This is a genomic window from Sphingomonas sp. BK481 (assembly GCF_014194875.1).
GTDB classification, from domain to species: Bacteria; Pseudomonadota; Alphaproteobacteria; order Sphingomonadales; family Sphingomonadaceae; genus Sphingomonas; species Sphingomonas aerolata.
The window spans coordinates 231,965-246,491 of sequence record NZ_JACIAP010000007.1 but is presented as its reverse complement, the minus strand read 5'-3'; the positions used below and the strand labels follow the sequence as shown (position 1 = coordinate 246,491).

Here is a 14,527-nt window from a genome sequence, read left to right as displayed (position 1 = left end):
CACGTTGTCGTCCATGGCGGCGTGATCGACCCGGCCATGTCCGGAGATCAAAGCGGCTACGCCGCTGAAGCTACACCACGCGGTGGGACACGATCACAATGTCCGCACGACATCCCGGCACAGATCTGAAGGTTGTGAGGTTCGCGCCTGGCCTTGCTACCGGCGAAGGACCAAAGCTTGGGCGGTGATACCGCAAAGCTTTGGTGGACAGGGCTGGATTCGAACCAGCGTACGGGAAACCCGGGCAGATTTACAGTCTGCTGCCTTTAACCACTCGGCCACCTGTCCAAAGGGGCCACTCTCTCGAGCGAGGCGGCTCAATGGCGAAGCTTGTCGGTGCTGTCAACGCGGGTTGCGCCAACTTCCGCCCCCGCATAGCCTTTCATGCATAAAAAATTGCCCAGGGGGACCTTCATGCACCAATCGCGTCCGTGCCGACTTGCCATTTTCGCTGCAACCGTAACGATCATCGCGCTCAGCCCCGCGGCCGCCAAAGAGCGTGGCGGCACCGCGAAGCCCGATCAGCCCATGGTCAACCGCATCATCGACGAAGGGACCAACCACAGCCAGGTCATGGTGACCGTCCAGCATCTGACCGACGTCATCGGCCCGCGGCTCACCAATTCGCCGTCGATGCGCACGGCGGAGGCGTGGACGCAGCGCCGCTTCGCCGACTGGGGCCTCACGAATGTCCACAAGGAAGGGTTCGCCTTCGGTCGCGGCTGGTCGATCGAACGGTCGAGCGTGCGGATGACGACACCGCGGGTGGTGCAGCTGACCGCGATTCCCATTGCCTGGACGCCCGGCACGAACGGCACCGCGCTGAGCGCGCCCGTGATCGTCGCACCGATGGCGCGCGAGCGCGACTTCGCGAAATGGCGCGGCAAGCTCAGCGGCAGAATCGTGATGCTCACGCGGCCCGGCACCGGTGACGAACCTGCCGAACCCGCTTTCAAGCGGCTGAGCGGCGAGGATATCGCGAGGCTCGACCGGTTTCAGCAGCCGAATTACGACCCCGATGCCGCCGACCGCCGGATGAAGCGGCTCGATTTCTCGAAGAAACTCGATGCGTTCCTGAAAAGCGAAGGCGCGGTCGCGACCGCGACGATGGCCTATCACGACGGCAAGCTGGTCAGCGGCGAAGGCTATCTGTTTGGTGTCGGCGACACGCCCGCACTGCCGGGCGTACAGATCGCCGCGGAGGATTACCGCCGCCTCGCGCGGCTCGCCAAGGCGGGCCCCGCCCCGACGCTCGAGATCGTCAGCGACGTCCGCTTCGACGACAGCGATGCGCAGGCGTACAACATCATCGCCGACATTCCCGGGACCGATCCGAAGGCCGGCTATGTCATGGCGGGCGCGCATCTCGACAGCTGGGTCGCCGCGGACGGCGCGGCCGACAATGCGGCGGGCTCGGCGATGATCATGGAGGCCGCCCGCATCCTGGCCGCAACCGGCGTCCGCCCGAAGCGGACGATCCGGTTCGCGCTCTGGTCGGGCGAGGAGCAGGGCATTCTCGGTTCGATGGCCTATGTCACCCGCCATCTGGCGACACGCGGCAGCCCCAACGACCCGCCGCAGACCGGGATGCAGAGCTATTACGGCTTTTCGCAGAAATGGCCGATCACCCCGCTGCCGGGTCATGCCGACCTCGCCGCCTATTTCAACATCGACAATGGCTCGGGCAAATTGCGCGGGCTCTATGCCGAGACCAACCCCGCGGTCGTGCCGATCTTTCGCGACTGGCTCAGCCCGTTCGCGTCGATGGGCGCGTCGAACGTCGTCCTGCGGCCGACCGGCGGCACCGATCACGTCTTCCTGCAGCAGGTCGGCGTGCCGGGGTTCCAGTTTATCCAGGATCCGCTCGATTATGGCAGCCGGATCCATCATACGTCGGCCGACACCTTCGATCACCTGAAGGCCGACGACATGCGCCAGGCGTCGATCGTGCTCGCATCGGTGTTGCTCAGCGCGGCGAATGCGGACAAGGCGCTGCCACGCACGCCACTGCCGACCAAGCCGGTGGTGACCGACCCTTATGGATATAGCGATGACGATGACTGATATGATGACGGGAGCGCTCTGATGGCAGCACGCAAGGGCCATCGGCCGAGCAAGGCCCCCGCGGGGCGTCCGCGCTTCTGGGGCAAGCATGCGGTGGGCGCAGCGCTCGCCAATCCCGAACGCACGGTGCGCAAGATCATGGGCACGCGCGAGGCGCTGGCCGGGTTCGACCTGCCCGCGGCCGTGCCGGTGACCTTCGCCGAGGCCACCGATCTCGCGCGACTGGTGCCGGGCGACGCCCCGCATCAGGGCGTGGTGATCGAGGTCGAGCCGCTCGAGGACATGTGGCTCGCCGACCTGCTCGAACATGGCAAGGACGATAATCGTCCGCTCGTCATCCTCGACGGCGTGACCGATCCGCACAATGTCGGCGCGATCCTGCGCTCGGCGGCGGCGTTCGATGCGCTCGGCATCGTCACCCCCGACCGCAACGCACCGCCCGAATCGGGCACGATCGCCCGCGCCGCGTCGGGCGCGCTCGAAACGGTGCCGTGGATCCGCGTGGTCAATCTCGCCCGCGCGCTCGAGGAAATCGCCGAAGCCGGGTTCTGGCGGATCGGCCTCACGGGCCATGCGACGCAGACGTTGTCCGAGGCGATGGGCACGCAGCGCGTCGCGATCGTGCTCGGCGCCGAGGGCGAGGGCATGCGCAAGAACACCGAGGAGCATTGCGACGAACTCGCCAAGCTCCCGATTTCGGAAAAGGTCGAGAGCCTCAACGTCTCGAACGCCGCCGCGATCGCACTCTATGCGGTGACGACGCGCTAACGCTCTCCCTCTCCCCCGCGGGGGAGAGGGACCGGATCAATCCTCGGCGGCGATCCGTACCTTCAGCCCGTCGAGCGCATCGGTCATGTCGATCTGGCACGACAGCCGCGAATAGTCGTCGCGGTCGCTGGTCGAATCGAGCAGGTCGTTCTCGTCCTCGCTCATCGGCTTGAGTTTGGCCGCAAATTCCGGGTCGACATGGACGTGGCAGGTGGCGCAGGAGCAGCAGCCGCCGCACAAAGCGAGGATCTCGTCGATCCCGGCGTCGCGGATGACTTCCATGACCGAAAGACCCGTTTCGCCCATGAGCTCGCGTTCTTCCCCGTCCCGCGTCACGACGATAAGCTTGGGCATGCTGTCCTCCGAAAAACCGTGCGCGGTCCATGCCGCGCGCCGCCGCCCCGATCAAGCTGCAAGGTTCTTGTCATGGGCCTGAACGCCGACCAGTTGCAGGCTGCTATGACCGCGCTGTGCGCGATCGAACCCGCCTTTGCGGTGGCGGTCGCGAACAAGGGCCACCCTGCCCCGCGGATCAGCGAGCGCGGCTTCGCGACCTTGCTTCGCACGATCCTCGGCCAGCAGGTCAGCGTCGCCTCCGCGCAATCGGTCTGGAACAAGCTCGACGCGCTCGTCGGCGGTGCCGCGGACCCCGCCAACATCGCCGCCGCCAGCGACGAGACGCTGCGCAGCGCGGGGCTGTCGCGGCAGAAACTCGGCTATGCGCGCAGCCTCGCCGACGAGGTGACGAGCGGCCGGCTCGACCTGACGAACCTGCCCGCCGACGACGAGGAGGCGATTGCAGCGCTGGTCCGGGTCAAGGGCATCGGCCGCTGGTCGGCGGAGATCTACCTGCTGTTCGCCGAGGGCCGCACCGACATCTGGCCCGCGGGCGACCTCGCGGTCCAGATCGAGATCGGCCGCATACTTGGCCACGACGCCCGCCCGAGCGAGAAGCTGACCCGCGAACTCGCCGAAGCCTGGCGCCCGCACCGCGGCGCGGCAGCGATCTTCCTATGGCATCATTACCAGGCGGACATGAAGGTGATCTGAGCGCGGCCGCTCAAGCGAGGCCATGCCCGCGAGACCCCACTCGCCCCCTCCCGTCATCCTGACGAAAGTCAGGATGACGGGAGCAAGAAGAGCGTGCGCCGCCCGTCCGATATCCGCCTACCGACCGAACCGCTTGTCGCCTCCGCTCCCATCCGGCAAAGCACGGGCGATGCCGCCGCCCAGTTCCGCCCTCGCCCATTCGCTGTCCGACAGCTATCGCACCGTCGCAATCCCCGAAGGCGCGCCCTTCTGGCGGCGGCTGTTCGCGTTCGTCGGGCCGGGCTATCTCGTCGCGGTCGGCTATATGGATCCGGGCAATTGGGCGACCGACATCGCCGGCGGCTCGGCGTTCGGCTACACCCTCCTGTCGGTCGTATTGCTGTCCAATCTGATGGCGATGGTGCTCCAGGCCTTGTCCGCACGGCTCGGCATCGTCGCCGGGCTCGACCTCGCCCAGGCCTGCCGCGCGCATTATCCGAAGCGCGTTTCGGTCGTGCTCTGGTTCCTGTGCGAGATCGCGATCATCGCCTGCGATCTGGCCGAAGTGCTCGGCACCGCGATCGCGCTCAAACTGCTGTTCGGCCTGCCGCTGGTCTGGGGTGTCGTGCTGACAGCGCTCGACGTGTTCCTGATCCTCGCGCTGCAACGCTTCGGCTTCCGCAAGCTCGAGGCGTTCATCGTCGCGCTGCTGGTGATCATCGCCGGCTGCTTCATCTTCGAGCTGTTCCTCGCGCGGCCCGACATGGCGGGCGTGCTCGGCGGGCTCGTGCCGACGACCGAGATCGTCACCAACCCGGCGATGCTCTATATCGCGATCGGCATCCTCGGCGCCACGGTGATGCCGCACAACCTCTATCTCCACTCGTCGATCGTCCAGACGCGCGCGTTCGCGCCGACCGAGGCGGGCAAGCGCGACGCGGTGACGATGGCGACGATCGACGGCACGATCGCGCTCGGCCTCGCCTTCTTCATCAACGCCGCGATCCTGATCCTCGCGGCCGCCACCTTCCACGTCGCGGGGCGCACCGACGTCGCCGATATCGATCAGGCGCATGCGCTGCTCGCGCCGATGCTCGGCATGGGCGCGGCGAGCGTCGTGTTCGCGGTCGCGCTGCTCGCCTCGGGGCAGAATTCGACCGTGACGGGCACGCTCGCCGGCCAGATCGTGATGGAGGGCTTCCTCGACCTGCGCATGCCCGTCTGGGCGCGGCGGCTCGTCACGCGGCTGCTCGCGATCATCCCCGCGGTATTCGTGGTCGGCGCCGCGGGCGATGCGGGCGCGACGCGGCTGCTGGTGCTGAGCCAGGTCGTGCTGAGCCTGCAGCTCCCCTTCGCGGTCGTGCCGCTCGTCAAGTTCACCGGGGACGCGCGAATCATGGGATCGCTGGTCAGCCCGGTCTGGCTGAAAGCGCTCGCCTGGGTCATCGCCGCGGTCATTATCGGCCTCAACGCGACGCTGCTGATCGGCATGCTCTGAGATAAACTGACATGGATCAGGGGATGCACGGCTAACTGGCCGATCGCGTCCCGCGACCTCGCAAGTCCGCGTGACAAAGGTGTCCGCGCGGCTAGGATCACCGGTGACGACAACGAGATACGGAATTCGCGTGACCGCAAACCCCGCCCTGCAGCGCTCCGTCCAGACGCTGGCCGATTCGATCCTCGACACGCTCGTCCACCGGATCGGCAAGGATGCGCAGGCCGCGCTTCCGCACGACTGGCTCGCGGCAACGATCCTCACCGTGCGCAACGACATCGTCGAACGCTGGATGGCGTCGACTAAGGCGGCGCATGCGGCGGGTGCCAAGCGCGTCTATTATCTCAGCCTCGAATTCCTGATCGGCCGGCTACTGCGCGATGCGGTGACGAACCTGCAACGCAGCGGCGAGGTGTCGCGGGCGCTCGCGCTGCACGGCGTCGACCTTGCCGCGCTCGAGGAGATCGAGCCCGATGCGGCACTCGGCAATGGCGGGCTCGGGCGGCTGGCGGCGTGCTTCATGGAGAGCATGGCGAGCCTCGCGCTGCCCTCCTATGGCTATGGCATCCGCTATGTGAACGGCATGTTCCGCCAGCGGATCGACGATGGCTGGCAGGTCGAGATGCCCGAAAGCTGGCTCGCTCACGGCAATCCCTGGGAGTTCGAACGCCGCGAGAGCGCCTATTTCATCGGCTTCGGCGGCGAGGTGATCGCGACCGACAGCGGCCAGGTTCACTGGAGCCCCGCCGAGGCGGTCGAGGCGATGGCGGTCGACACCCCCGTCGTCGGCTGGCGCGGCGAACACGTCAACACGCTGCGGCTGTGGACCGCGCGCGCGTTCGATCCGATCAAGCTCGACCGGTTCAACGCGGGCGACTTTTCCGGCGCGCTCGCGGACCAGCTCCGCGCCGAGACGCTCACGCGCGTGCTCTATCCCAATGATTCGACCGCTGCGGGGCAGGAGTTGCGGCTGCGGCAGGAGTATTTCTTCTCGTCCGCGTCGATCCAGGACATCGTCCGCCGCCACATCCAGTATTTTGGCGACATCCGCACGCTGCCCGACAAGGCTGCGATCCAGCTGAACGACACGCACCCCGCGGTGTCGGTCGCCGAGCTGATGCGGCTGCTGATCGATCACCACGAATTCGCGTTCGACGAGGCGTGGAAGATCACGCGCGCGACCTTTGGCTACACCAACCACACGCTGCTGCCCGAGGCGCTGGAGAGCTGGCCGCTGCCGCTGTTCGAGCGCCTGCTGCCGCGCCACATGCAGATCGTCTACGCGATCAACGCAAGGCTGCTGCGCGAGGCGCGCGGCGTGGACGGCATCGACGACCGCGCGATCGCCGCGATCAGCCTGATCGACGAAGGCGGCGAGCGGCGCGTGCGGATGGCCAACCTCGCCTTTGCCGGATCGCACAGCGTCAATGGCGTCGCGGCGCTGCATACGCAGCTGATGAAGAAGACGGTCTTCGCCGATCTCCACCGCCTCTATCCGACGCGGATCAACAACAAGACCAATGGGATAACCCCGCGCCGCTGGCTGCAGCAGTGCAATCCGGGCCTCACCACGCTGATCCGCGACGCGATCGGCGACGGCTTCCTCGATGATGCCGAACGGCTGATCGATCTCGATGTTTTTGCCGACGATTCCGCGTTCAGGGAGCGGTTTTGGGCGGTGAAGCGTTCGAACAAGGTGGCATTGGTAAATCATATCAAGGACAGCATGGGGCTGCGCATAGACCCCGACGCGCTGTTCGACGTGCAGATCAAACGCATTCACGAGTATAAGCGCCAGCTGCTCAACATCATTGAGACGGTAGCGCTGTACGACCAGATCCGCAGCCATCCCGAACGCGACTGGACGCCCCGCGTGAAGCTGTTCGCGGGCAAGGCGGCGTCGAGCTATCACAATGCGAAACTCGTCATCAAACTGGCGAACGATGTCGCGCGGCGGATCAACTCGGACCCGTCGGTCGGTGGACTGCTCAAGGTCGCGTTCCTGCCAAACTATAATGTGTCGCTCGCGGAGCAGATCATCCCCGCCGCCGATCTCAGCGAACAGATCTCGACCGCCGGGCTCGAGGCGTCGGGCACCGGCAACATGAAGTTCGCAATGAACGGCGCGCTGACCATCGGCACGCTCGACGGCGCGAATATCGAGATCAAGGACCGGGTCGGCGACGACAACATCTTCATCTTCGGGATGACCGCGGACGAGGTCGAAGCGAAGCGCGCATCGGGCTATGATCCGCGCAGCGTGATCGACGGGTCGAACGAGCTCTGCCAGGCGGTCTCGGCGATCGCCTCGGGCGTGTTCTCGCCCGATGATCGTCAGCGCTACGCCGGGCTGATGGGCGGGCTGTACGAGGGCGACTGGTTCATGCTCGCCGCCGATTTCGACAGCTATGCCACCGCGCAGCGCAGCGTCGACACGCGCTGGAACGATCGCGACGCGTGGGTTGCCTCGACCGTGCGCAACGTCGCACGCGTGGGCTGGTTCTCGTCGGACCGGACGATCCGTGAATATGCCCGCGATATCTGGACGGTAATGTGAAGCCACCCGAAGGCGCCATCGTTGCCCTGCTGGAGGGGCGTCACGACGATCCCTTCTCGCTGCTCGGCGTGCATGCCGGCCCCGGCGGCACGTTTGCGCGCGCGTGGCTGCCGGGTGCGACGACCGCTGAGGCGCATGCGCTCGACGGCACGACGCTCGGCACGCTCCCCCGGATCGACGATCGCGGCCTGTTCGAGGGCCCGATCGACGGCGATCCGCAACCGGTGAAATATCACGCCGAGGGCGGCGGCACGGACTGGTGGGTGACCGACCCGTACAGCTTCGGTCCGGTGCTCGGCCCGATCGACGACCTGCTGATGGCGGAGGGCAATCACCACCGCCTCCACGACAAGTTGGGCGCGCACCTGATCGAGCACGAAGGCGCGCCGGGCGTGCATTTCGCGCTCTGGGCCCCCAATGCGCAGCGCGTCTCGGTGGTCGGCGACTTCAACGACTGGGATGGCCGCCGCCACGCGATGCGCAGGCGCGGCGACGTCGGCGTCTGGGAGATCTTCATCCCCGACATCGCGGAATATCGCGCGTATAAATACGAGATCGTCGGTCCCGATGGCCGACTCCAGCCGCTGAAGGCCGATCCCTTTGCCTTTGCCAGCGAACTGCGTCCCGCGACCGCGTCGATCACCCGCACGCTCGCGCATGAATGGGCGGATACGAGCCACCGCAAACACTGGGCCTCGGTCGATCCCCGCCGTGTGCCGATCAGCATCTACGAGGTGCATGCAGGATCATGGGACCGCGATGCCGAGGGCTGGTTCCTGACCTGGGATGCGCTCGCCGACCGGTTGATCCCGTACGTGGTCGAGATGGGCTTCACGCACATCGAGTTCATGCCGATCAGCGAACATCCCTATGATCCGAGCTGGGGCTATCAGACGACCGGGCTTTACGCGCCGTCCGCGCGGTTCGGCGATGTCGAGGGGTTCGCGCGGTTCGTCGACGGCGCGCATCTGGCGGGGATCGGCGTGCTGCTCGACTGGGTGCCGGCGCATTTCCCCACCGATGCGTTCGGGCTCGCGCATTTCGACGGTACCGCGCTCTACGAACATGAAGACCCGCGGCTCGGCTTCCACCCCGACTGGAACACCGCGATCTACAATTTCGGGCGGCGCGAAGTATCGTCCTTCCTCGTCAACAACGCGCTGTTCTGGGCCGAGCGCTATCATATCGACGGGCTTCGCGTGGATGCGGTCGCGTCGATGCTGTACCGCGATTATTCGCGCGAGGCGGGCGAATGGATCCCCAACGACACCGGCGGGCGCGAGAACTGGGAGGCGGTCGCCTTCCTGCGCGACATGAACCGCGCGGTGTACGGCCAGCATCCCGGCATCTTCACGATCGCCGAGGAATCGACCTCCTGGCCAGGCGTCTCCGCTCCCGTCGGCGACGACGGCAAGAGCGGTGGCCTGGGCTTCGGGTTCAAGTGGAACATGGGCTTCATGCACGACACGCTCCAGTACATGGCGCGTGATCCGCTGCACCGGAAGCATCATCACGGCGAGATCAATTTCGGCCTGGTCTATGCGTTCAGCGAGAATTTCGTCCTGCCGCTCAGCCATGACGAGGTCGTCCACGGCAAGGGCTCGCTGCTGACCAAGATGCCCGGCGACGACTGGCAGCAATTCGCGAACCTGCGTGCCTATTATGCGTTCATGTGGGGCTATCCGGGCAAGAAGCTGCTCTTCATGGGGCAGGAATTCGCGCAGCGCCGCGAATGGTCCGAAGGTCGCGCGCTCGACTGGTGCCTGCGCAACAGCCGCAGCCATGAGGGCATCCGCAACCTCGTCCGCGACCTCAACACGGTCTATCGCGACAAGCCCGCGCTCCACGCGCGCGACTGCGAAGCCGACGGCTTCGAGTGGCTGATCGCCGACGATGCCGCCAATTCGGTCTTCGCCTGGCTGCGCAAGGCACCCGGCGCGAAGCCCGTTGCCGTCATCGCCAACATGACGCCGATCGCGCGCGCGCCTTACCGCATCCCGCTGCCACTCGACGGCCGCTGGTGCGAGATCATCAACAGCGACGCGCATGAATATTGGGGCAGCGGGCTTGGCAATCTCGGCGGCGTGGTCGCGGAGGACGGCGCGGCGTGGGTCACCTTGCCCCCGCTCGCGACGATCATGCTCGAGTTTGAGGGCTGAGACGGAACAAGCCGCGGGTAACGGGGCGTTATACGGCGGACGATTAGGGAGAGACGGACATGGTTGAACGGCGGGGACAGCCACTGGCGCGCGACGCAATGGCGTATGTGCTGGCCGGTGGTCGCGGCAGTCGGTTGATGGAACTGACCGATACCCGCGCAAAACCCGCGGTGTATTTCGGCGGCAAGGCGCGGATCATCGATTTCGCGCTGTCGAATGCGATCAATTCGGGCATCCGCCGGATCGGCGTCGCGACTCAGTACAAGGCGCATTCGCTGATCCGCCATCTTCAGAGCGGCTGGAACTTCCTGCGCTCCGAACGCAATGAGAGCTTCGACATCCTGCCCGCGTCGCAGCGGATCAGCGAGTTCCAATGGTATGAGGGCACCGCCGACGCGGTCTACCAGAATATCGACATCATCGAGAGCCACGCGCCCGAATACATGGTCATCCTGGCCGGCGATCACATCTACAAGATGGATTACGAGCTGATCCTGCAACAGCATTGCGAGACCGGTGCGGACGTCACGATCGCCTGCCTCGAGGTGCCGCGCATGGAGGCGGTCGGCTTCGGCGTGATGGCGGTCGACGAGCATGACAATGTCACCGCGTTCGTCGAGAAGCCGGCCGATCCGCCCGCGATCCCGGGCAATCCGGACATCGCGCTGGCTTCGATGGGGATCTACGTCTTCCACACCAAGCTGCTGTTCGACGAACTGCGCCGCGATGCGGAGACGCCGGGATCCGCACGCGATTTCGGCAAGGACATTATCCCCTACCTCGTCAAGCACGGCAAGGCGGTCGCACATCGCTTCTCCGACAGCTGCGTCCGCTCGGGCAGCGAGGTCGAGGCCTATTGGCGCGACGTCGGCACGGTCGACGCCTATTGGGAGGCCAATATCGACCTAACCGACGTGGTGCCCAAGCTCGACCTCTACGACCGCAGCTGGCCGCTCTGGACCTATTCGGAGGTCACCCCGCCCGCCAAGTTCGTCCATGCCGATGACGGACGCCGCGGCGAAGCGGTGTCGAGCCTGGTTTCGGGCGACTGCATCATCTCGGGCTCGTCGATCCACCGCAGCCTGATCTTTACGGGCACGCGTGCGCACAGCTATTCGATGCTCGATCAGGCGGTAATCCTGCCGCATTGCGAGATCGGCCGTGGCGCGCGCCTGTCGAAGGTCGTCGTCGATCGTGGCGTCGTCATCCCCGACGGCCTTGTCGTCGGCGAGGATGCCGAACTCGACGCCCAGCGTTTCCGCCGTACCGACAGCGGCGTAGTGCTCGTAACCAAATCCATGATCGACCGGCTGATCGCGTGAGGGTGTATACGACGCTTTCTCGATCAGGACAGGGGCCCGGCTGATGCGTGTTCTCTCGGTAGCGTCAGAAGCCTATCCGTTGATCAAGACCGGTGGCCTTGCGGATGTCGTCGGCGCGCTGCCCGCGGCGCTCGCGCATCACGGCGTGGCGATGACCACCTTCCTTCCCGGCTATCCCGCGCTCGCCGCGGTCATGCGGACGGCAAAGGTCGTCCACCGCTACACCGACCTGCTCGGCGTCGAGGCGCGGATCCTCGCGGCGAGCATTGGCGACCATCCGCTGCTCATCCTCGACGCGCCCGGCCTGTTTGCGCGTGGCGGCGGTCCGTATGGCGACACGACCGGCGCCGACTGGGTCGACAACTGGCTGCGCTTTGCCGCGTTCAGCCGGGCCGCCGCCGACCTCGCCTCGGGCGTTGTCGACGGCCCGCAGTTCGACATCCTCCACGCGCATGACTGGCAGGCGGCGATGGCGCCGGCCTATCTGCGCTACGCCCCCGGGCCGGGCACGGCGGCAAAGACGATCGTGACGATCCACAATATCGCCTTCCAGGGCCGCTATGGCGCGGAGATCTTCGCCGACCTCGCGCTGCCCGATGCGGCGTTCGCGCTCGATGGGATCGAATATTATGGTGGCGTCGGTTTCCTGAAGGCCGGGCTCGAGGCTGCCGATGCGATCACCACGGTCAGCCCGACCTATGCCGCCGAGATCCGTCGCGGCGAATTCGGCATGGGGCTCGAAGGACTGATCAACGTCCGTGCCGATCGGCTGACGGGAATCGTCAACGGCATCGATCCCGCGGTCTGGAACCCCGCCATCGATGCCGCGCTGCCGTCGCGCTACACCGCGCGCACTCTCACCCGCCGCCGCATCAACAAGCGTGCGGTAGAGACGCTGTACGGCCTCGACACCGGCGACGGCCCGATCTTCACCGTCATCAGCCGGCTCACCTGGCAAAAGGGCATGGACGTGCTTGTCGCAGCGATCGACGAGCTGATCGCGCTCGGCGGCCGGCTCGCACTGCTCGGGTCGGGCGATAGTGCGCTCGAACACGCCTTTCTCGCCGCCGCCGAGCGGCATCCGGGCCGGGTCGGCGTTCGCATCGGCTATGACGAGCCCGTCTCGCATCTGCTTCAGGCGGGTGCCGATGCGATCCTGATCCCGTCGCGTTTCGAACCCTGCGGCCTGACGCAACTCTACGGGCTGGCCTATGGCTGCATCCCCGTCGTCGCGCGCACCGGCGGGCTGGCCGACACGGTGATCGACGCGAACGAGGCTGCGGTCGCCGCAGGCGTCGCTACCGGTATCCAGCATGACGGCATCACGCCCGAAGCGCTCAGCCATGCGTTGCGCCGAACGATCGCGCTCTATGCACGCCGCGATCGCTGGGCCATGTTGCAGCGCAATGCGATGCGCGCGGACTTCTCGTGGGACGAGAGTGGCCGGCGTTATGCGACCCTGTATTCGAGCCTTGTGGAGCCTACATGATCCGTACCGTTACCAGCACGCCCTATACCGACCAGAAGCCGGGCACATCGGGTCTGCGCAAGAAGGTGAAGGTCTTCCAGCAGGCCAATTATGCCGAGAACTTCGTCCAGTCGGTGTTCGACGTGGTCGAGGACAAGGCCGGCGCGACCCTGGTGATCGGTGGCGATGGCCGCTTCCTCAACCGAGAGGTGATCCAGGTCGCGATCCGCATGGCCGCGGCGAACGGCTTTGGCCGTGTCATCGTCGGCCGCGGCGGCATCCTGTCGACGCCCGCCGCGAGCCACATGATCCGCAAGCGTGGCGCGATCGGCGGGCTGGTCCTGTCCGCCAGCCACAATCCCGGCGGTCCGGACGAGGATTTCGGGATCAAGTACAACATCGCCAATGGCGGTCCCGCGCCCGAATCGATCACCGACGCGATCAACGCACGGACGCTCGAGATCGACCGCTGGCTGACCGTCGACGCGGCCGACATCGATCTCGACCAGGACGGTGAGGTCATGGTCGGCGACATGCCCGTCGAGGTGGTCGATCCGGTCGAGGACTATGCCGCGCTGATGGAGACGCTGTTCGACTTCGACGCGATCCGCGCGTCCAAGCTGACGATGGCGTTCGACGCGATGAGCGCGGTCACCGGGCCCTATGCGACCGAGATTCTCGAACGCCGGCTGGGCTTTGCCGCGGGCACGGTGCGCAATGGCACCCCACTGCCCGATTTCGGCGGGCATCATCCCGACCCCAATCTCGTCCACGCGCATGACCTGTACGAGACGATGATGGCGCCCGACGCCCCCGATTTCGGCGCGGCATCGGACGGCGACGGCGACCGCAATCTGATCATCGGCCGCCACCGCTTCGTGACCCCGTCGGACAGCCTCGCGATGCTGGCGGCAAACGCGCACCTCGCCCCCGGTTATGCCGGTGGCCTCAAGGGCATTGCCCGCTCGATGCCGACCAGTGCGGCCGCCGACCGCGTTGCCGAGGCTCTGGGCATTCCTGCGTACGAGACGCCGACTGGCTGGAAATTCTTCGGCAACCTGCTCGATGCCGGCATGGCGACGATCTGTGGTGAGGAAAGCGCCGGGACCGGGTCCGATCACGTTCGCGAGAAGGACGGGCTCTGGGCAGTGCTCCTTTGGCTCAACATCCTCGCGGTCCGCGGCGAGAGCGTCGACGCGATCGCGCGCGATCACTGGGCGAAGTTCGGCCGCAACTATTACGCGCGCCACGATTACGAGGGCATCGAGACCCCGCGCGCCGACGCGCTGATGGCCGCGTTGCGCGCCAGCCTCGCCATCCTGCCCGGCAAGCAGTTCGGCGACCTCACCGTCGAGACCGCGGACGAGTTCGCCTATACCGACCCGACCGACGGCTCGATCAGTCGCAACCAGGGCGTCCGCATCCTGTTCGAAGGCGGCAGCCGCGTCGTGTTCCGCCTGTCGGGCACCGGCACCACCGGCGCGACGCTGCGCGTCTATCTCGAACGCTATGAGCCCGTCGGCGGTGATCTCGACCGCGAAACCGGCGACATGCTGGCAAGTATCGTCGCGGCGGCCGAATCGATCGCGGGGATCGCGCAGCACACCGGCCGTAGCGCGCCCGACGTCGTCACCTGAGCGCGTCACCCGCGGAAGGCGGGCC

Annotated in this window: 10 protein-coding genes and 1 tRNA gene; 9 read left to right on the top strand and 2 right to left on the bottom strand. The window is 66.4% G+C overall.

The window, feature by feature from the left end:
- Window positions 1-201: 201 nt before the first annotated feature.
- Window positions 202-288, bottom strand: a tRNA-Tyr gene (locus FHY04_RS15040).
- Between the two features lie 126 nt (window positions 289-414).
- On the opposite strand from FHY04_RS15040, the gene FHY04_RS15035 reads away from it, so the two are divergent.
- Both FHY04_RS15035 and rlmB read left to right on the top strand, forming a co-directional pair.
- Window positions 415-2,064 carry a M20/M25/M40 family metallo-hydrolase gene (locus tag FHY04_RS15035; protein WP_183937007.1) on the top strand — a complete coding sequence of 550 codons (1,650 nt, stop codon included), beginning with the start codon at window positions 415-417 and terminating at the stop codon, window positions 2,062-2,064.
- Between the two features lie 21 nt (window positions 2,065-2,085).
- Complete coding sequence (rlmB, locus tag FHY04_RS15030; protein WP_183937006.1) at window positions 2,086-2,832, top strand: 23S rRNA (guanosine(2251)-2'-O)-methyltransferase RlmB; 747 nt, start codon at window positions 2,086-2,088, stop codon at window positions 2,830-2,832.
- A 36-nt stretch (window positions 2,833-2,868) separates the two neighbouring features.
- Here rlmB and FHY04_RS15025 read toward each other — a convergent pair whose 3' ends face one another.
- Window positions 2,869-3,186: a 2Fe-2S iron-sulfur cluster-binding protein gene (locus FHY04_RS15025; protein WP_031396278.1), complete on the bottom strand. Its 318-nt coding sequence runs from the start codon at window positions 3,184-3,186 to the stop codon at window positions 2,869-2,871.
- Between the two features lie 72 nt (window positions 3,187-3,258).
- Here FHY04_RS15025 and FHY04_RS15020 point away from each other — a divergent pair, with 72 nt between their 5' ends.
- The 7 genes from FHY04_RS15020 to FHY04_RS14990 all read left to right on the top strand — a co-directional run bounded on the left by FHY04_RS15020 (window position 3,259) and on the right by FHY04_RS14990 (window position 14,502).
- The gene (locus FHY04_RS15020; RefSeq protein ID WP_031396277.1) at window positions 3,259-3,882 is read left to right on the top strand and encodes a DNA-3-methyladenine glycosylase; all 624 of its coding nucleotides are present in this window, start codon (window positions 3,259-3,261) and stop codon (window positions 3,880-3,882) included.
- Between the two features lie 169 nt (window positions 3,883-4,051).
- A complete protein-coding gene (locus FHY04_RS15015; RefSeq protein ID WP_183937005.1) occupies window positions 4,052-5,359 on the top strand; it encodes an Nramp family divalent metal transporter in 1,308 nt (435 codons plus the stop codon).
- 130 nt (window positions 5,360-5,489) lie between these two features.
- The gene (locus tag FHY04_RS15010; RefSeq protein WP_311725065.1) at window positions 5,490-7,916 is read left to right on the top strand and encodes a glycogen/starch/alpha-glucan phosphorylase; all 2,427 of its coding nucleotides are present in this window, start codon (window positions 5,490-5,492) and stop codon (window positions 7,914-7,916) included.
- The gene (gene glgB / locus FHY04_RS15005) at window positions 7,913-10,075 is read left to right on the top strand and encodes a 1,4-alpha-glucan branching protein GlgB (protein ID WP_183937004.1); all 2,163 of its coding nucleotides are present in this window, start codon (window positions 7,913-7,915) and stop codon (window positions 10,073-10,075) included. Before FHY04_RS15010 ends, glgB begins: the two co-directional genes overlap by 4 nt.
- Window positions 10,076-10,134: 59 nt before the next feature.
- Window positions 10,135-11,397, top strand: coding sequence for a glucose-1-phosphate adenylyltransferase (gene glgC / locus FHY04_RS15000; RefSeq protein ID WP_031396272.1), 1,263 nt, complete (start codon window positions 10,135-10,137; stop codon window positions 11,395-11,397).
- Window positions 11,398-11,440: 43 nt separating this feature from the next.
- Window positions 11,441-12,886 carry a glycogen synthase GlgA gene (glgA, locus tag FHY04_RS14995; RefSeq protein ID WP_183937003.1) on the top strand — a complete coding sequence of 482 codons (1,446 nt, stop codon included), beginning with the start codon at window positions 11,441-11,443 and terminating at the stop codon, window positions 12,884-12,886.
- Entirely contained in the window at window positions 12,883-14,502 is a 1,620-nt protein-coding gene (locus tag FHY04_RS14990) for an alpha-D-glucose phosphate-specific phosphoglucomutase (protein ID WP_183937002.1), read from the top strand. The genes glgA and FHY04_RS14990 overlap by 4 nt, the downstream gene beginning before the upstream one ends.
- The last annotated feature ends 25 nt before the right edge of the window (window positions 14,503-14,527 follow it).

What these genes read in the sequence shown, in the direction of transcription:
- FHY04_RS15035 (WP_183937007.1), top strand. Translation starts at nt 415, where the DNA reads ATGCACCAATCGCGTCCGTGCCGACTTGCCATTTTCGCTGCAACCGTA.
- rlmB (WP_183937006.1), top strand. Translation starts at nt 2,086, where the DNA reads ATGGCAGCACGCAAGGGCCATCGGCCGAGCAAGGCCCCCGCGGGGCGT.
- FHY04_RS15025 (WP_031396278.1), bottom strand. Translation starts at nt 3,186, where the DNA reads ATGCCCAAGCTTATCGTCGTGACGCGGGACGGGGAAGAACGCGAGCTC.
- FHY04_RS15020 (WP_031396277.1), top strand. Translation starts at nt 3,259, where the DNA reads ATGGGCCTGAACGCCGACCAGTTGCAGGCTGCTATGACCGCGCTGTGC.
- FHY04_RS15015 (WP_183937005.1), top strand. Translation starts at nt 4,052, where the DNA reads ATGCCGCCGCCCAGTTCCGCCCTCGCCCATTCGCTGTCCGACAGCTAT.
- glgC (WP_031396272.1), top strand. Translation starts at nt 10,135, where the DNA reads ATGGTTGAACGGCGGGGACAGCCACTGGCGCGCGACGCAATGGCGTAT.
- glgA (WP_183937003.1), top strand. Translation starts at nt 11,441, where the DNA reads ATGCGTGTTCTCTCGGTAGCGTCAGAAGCCTATCCGTTGATCAAGACC.
- FHY04_RS14990 (WP_183937002.1), top strand. Translation starts at nt 12,883, where the DNA reads ATGATCCGTACCGTTACCAGCACGCCCTATACCGACCAGAAGCCGGGC.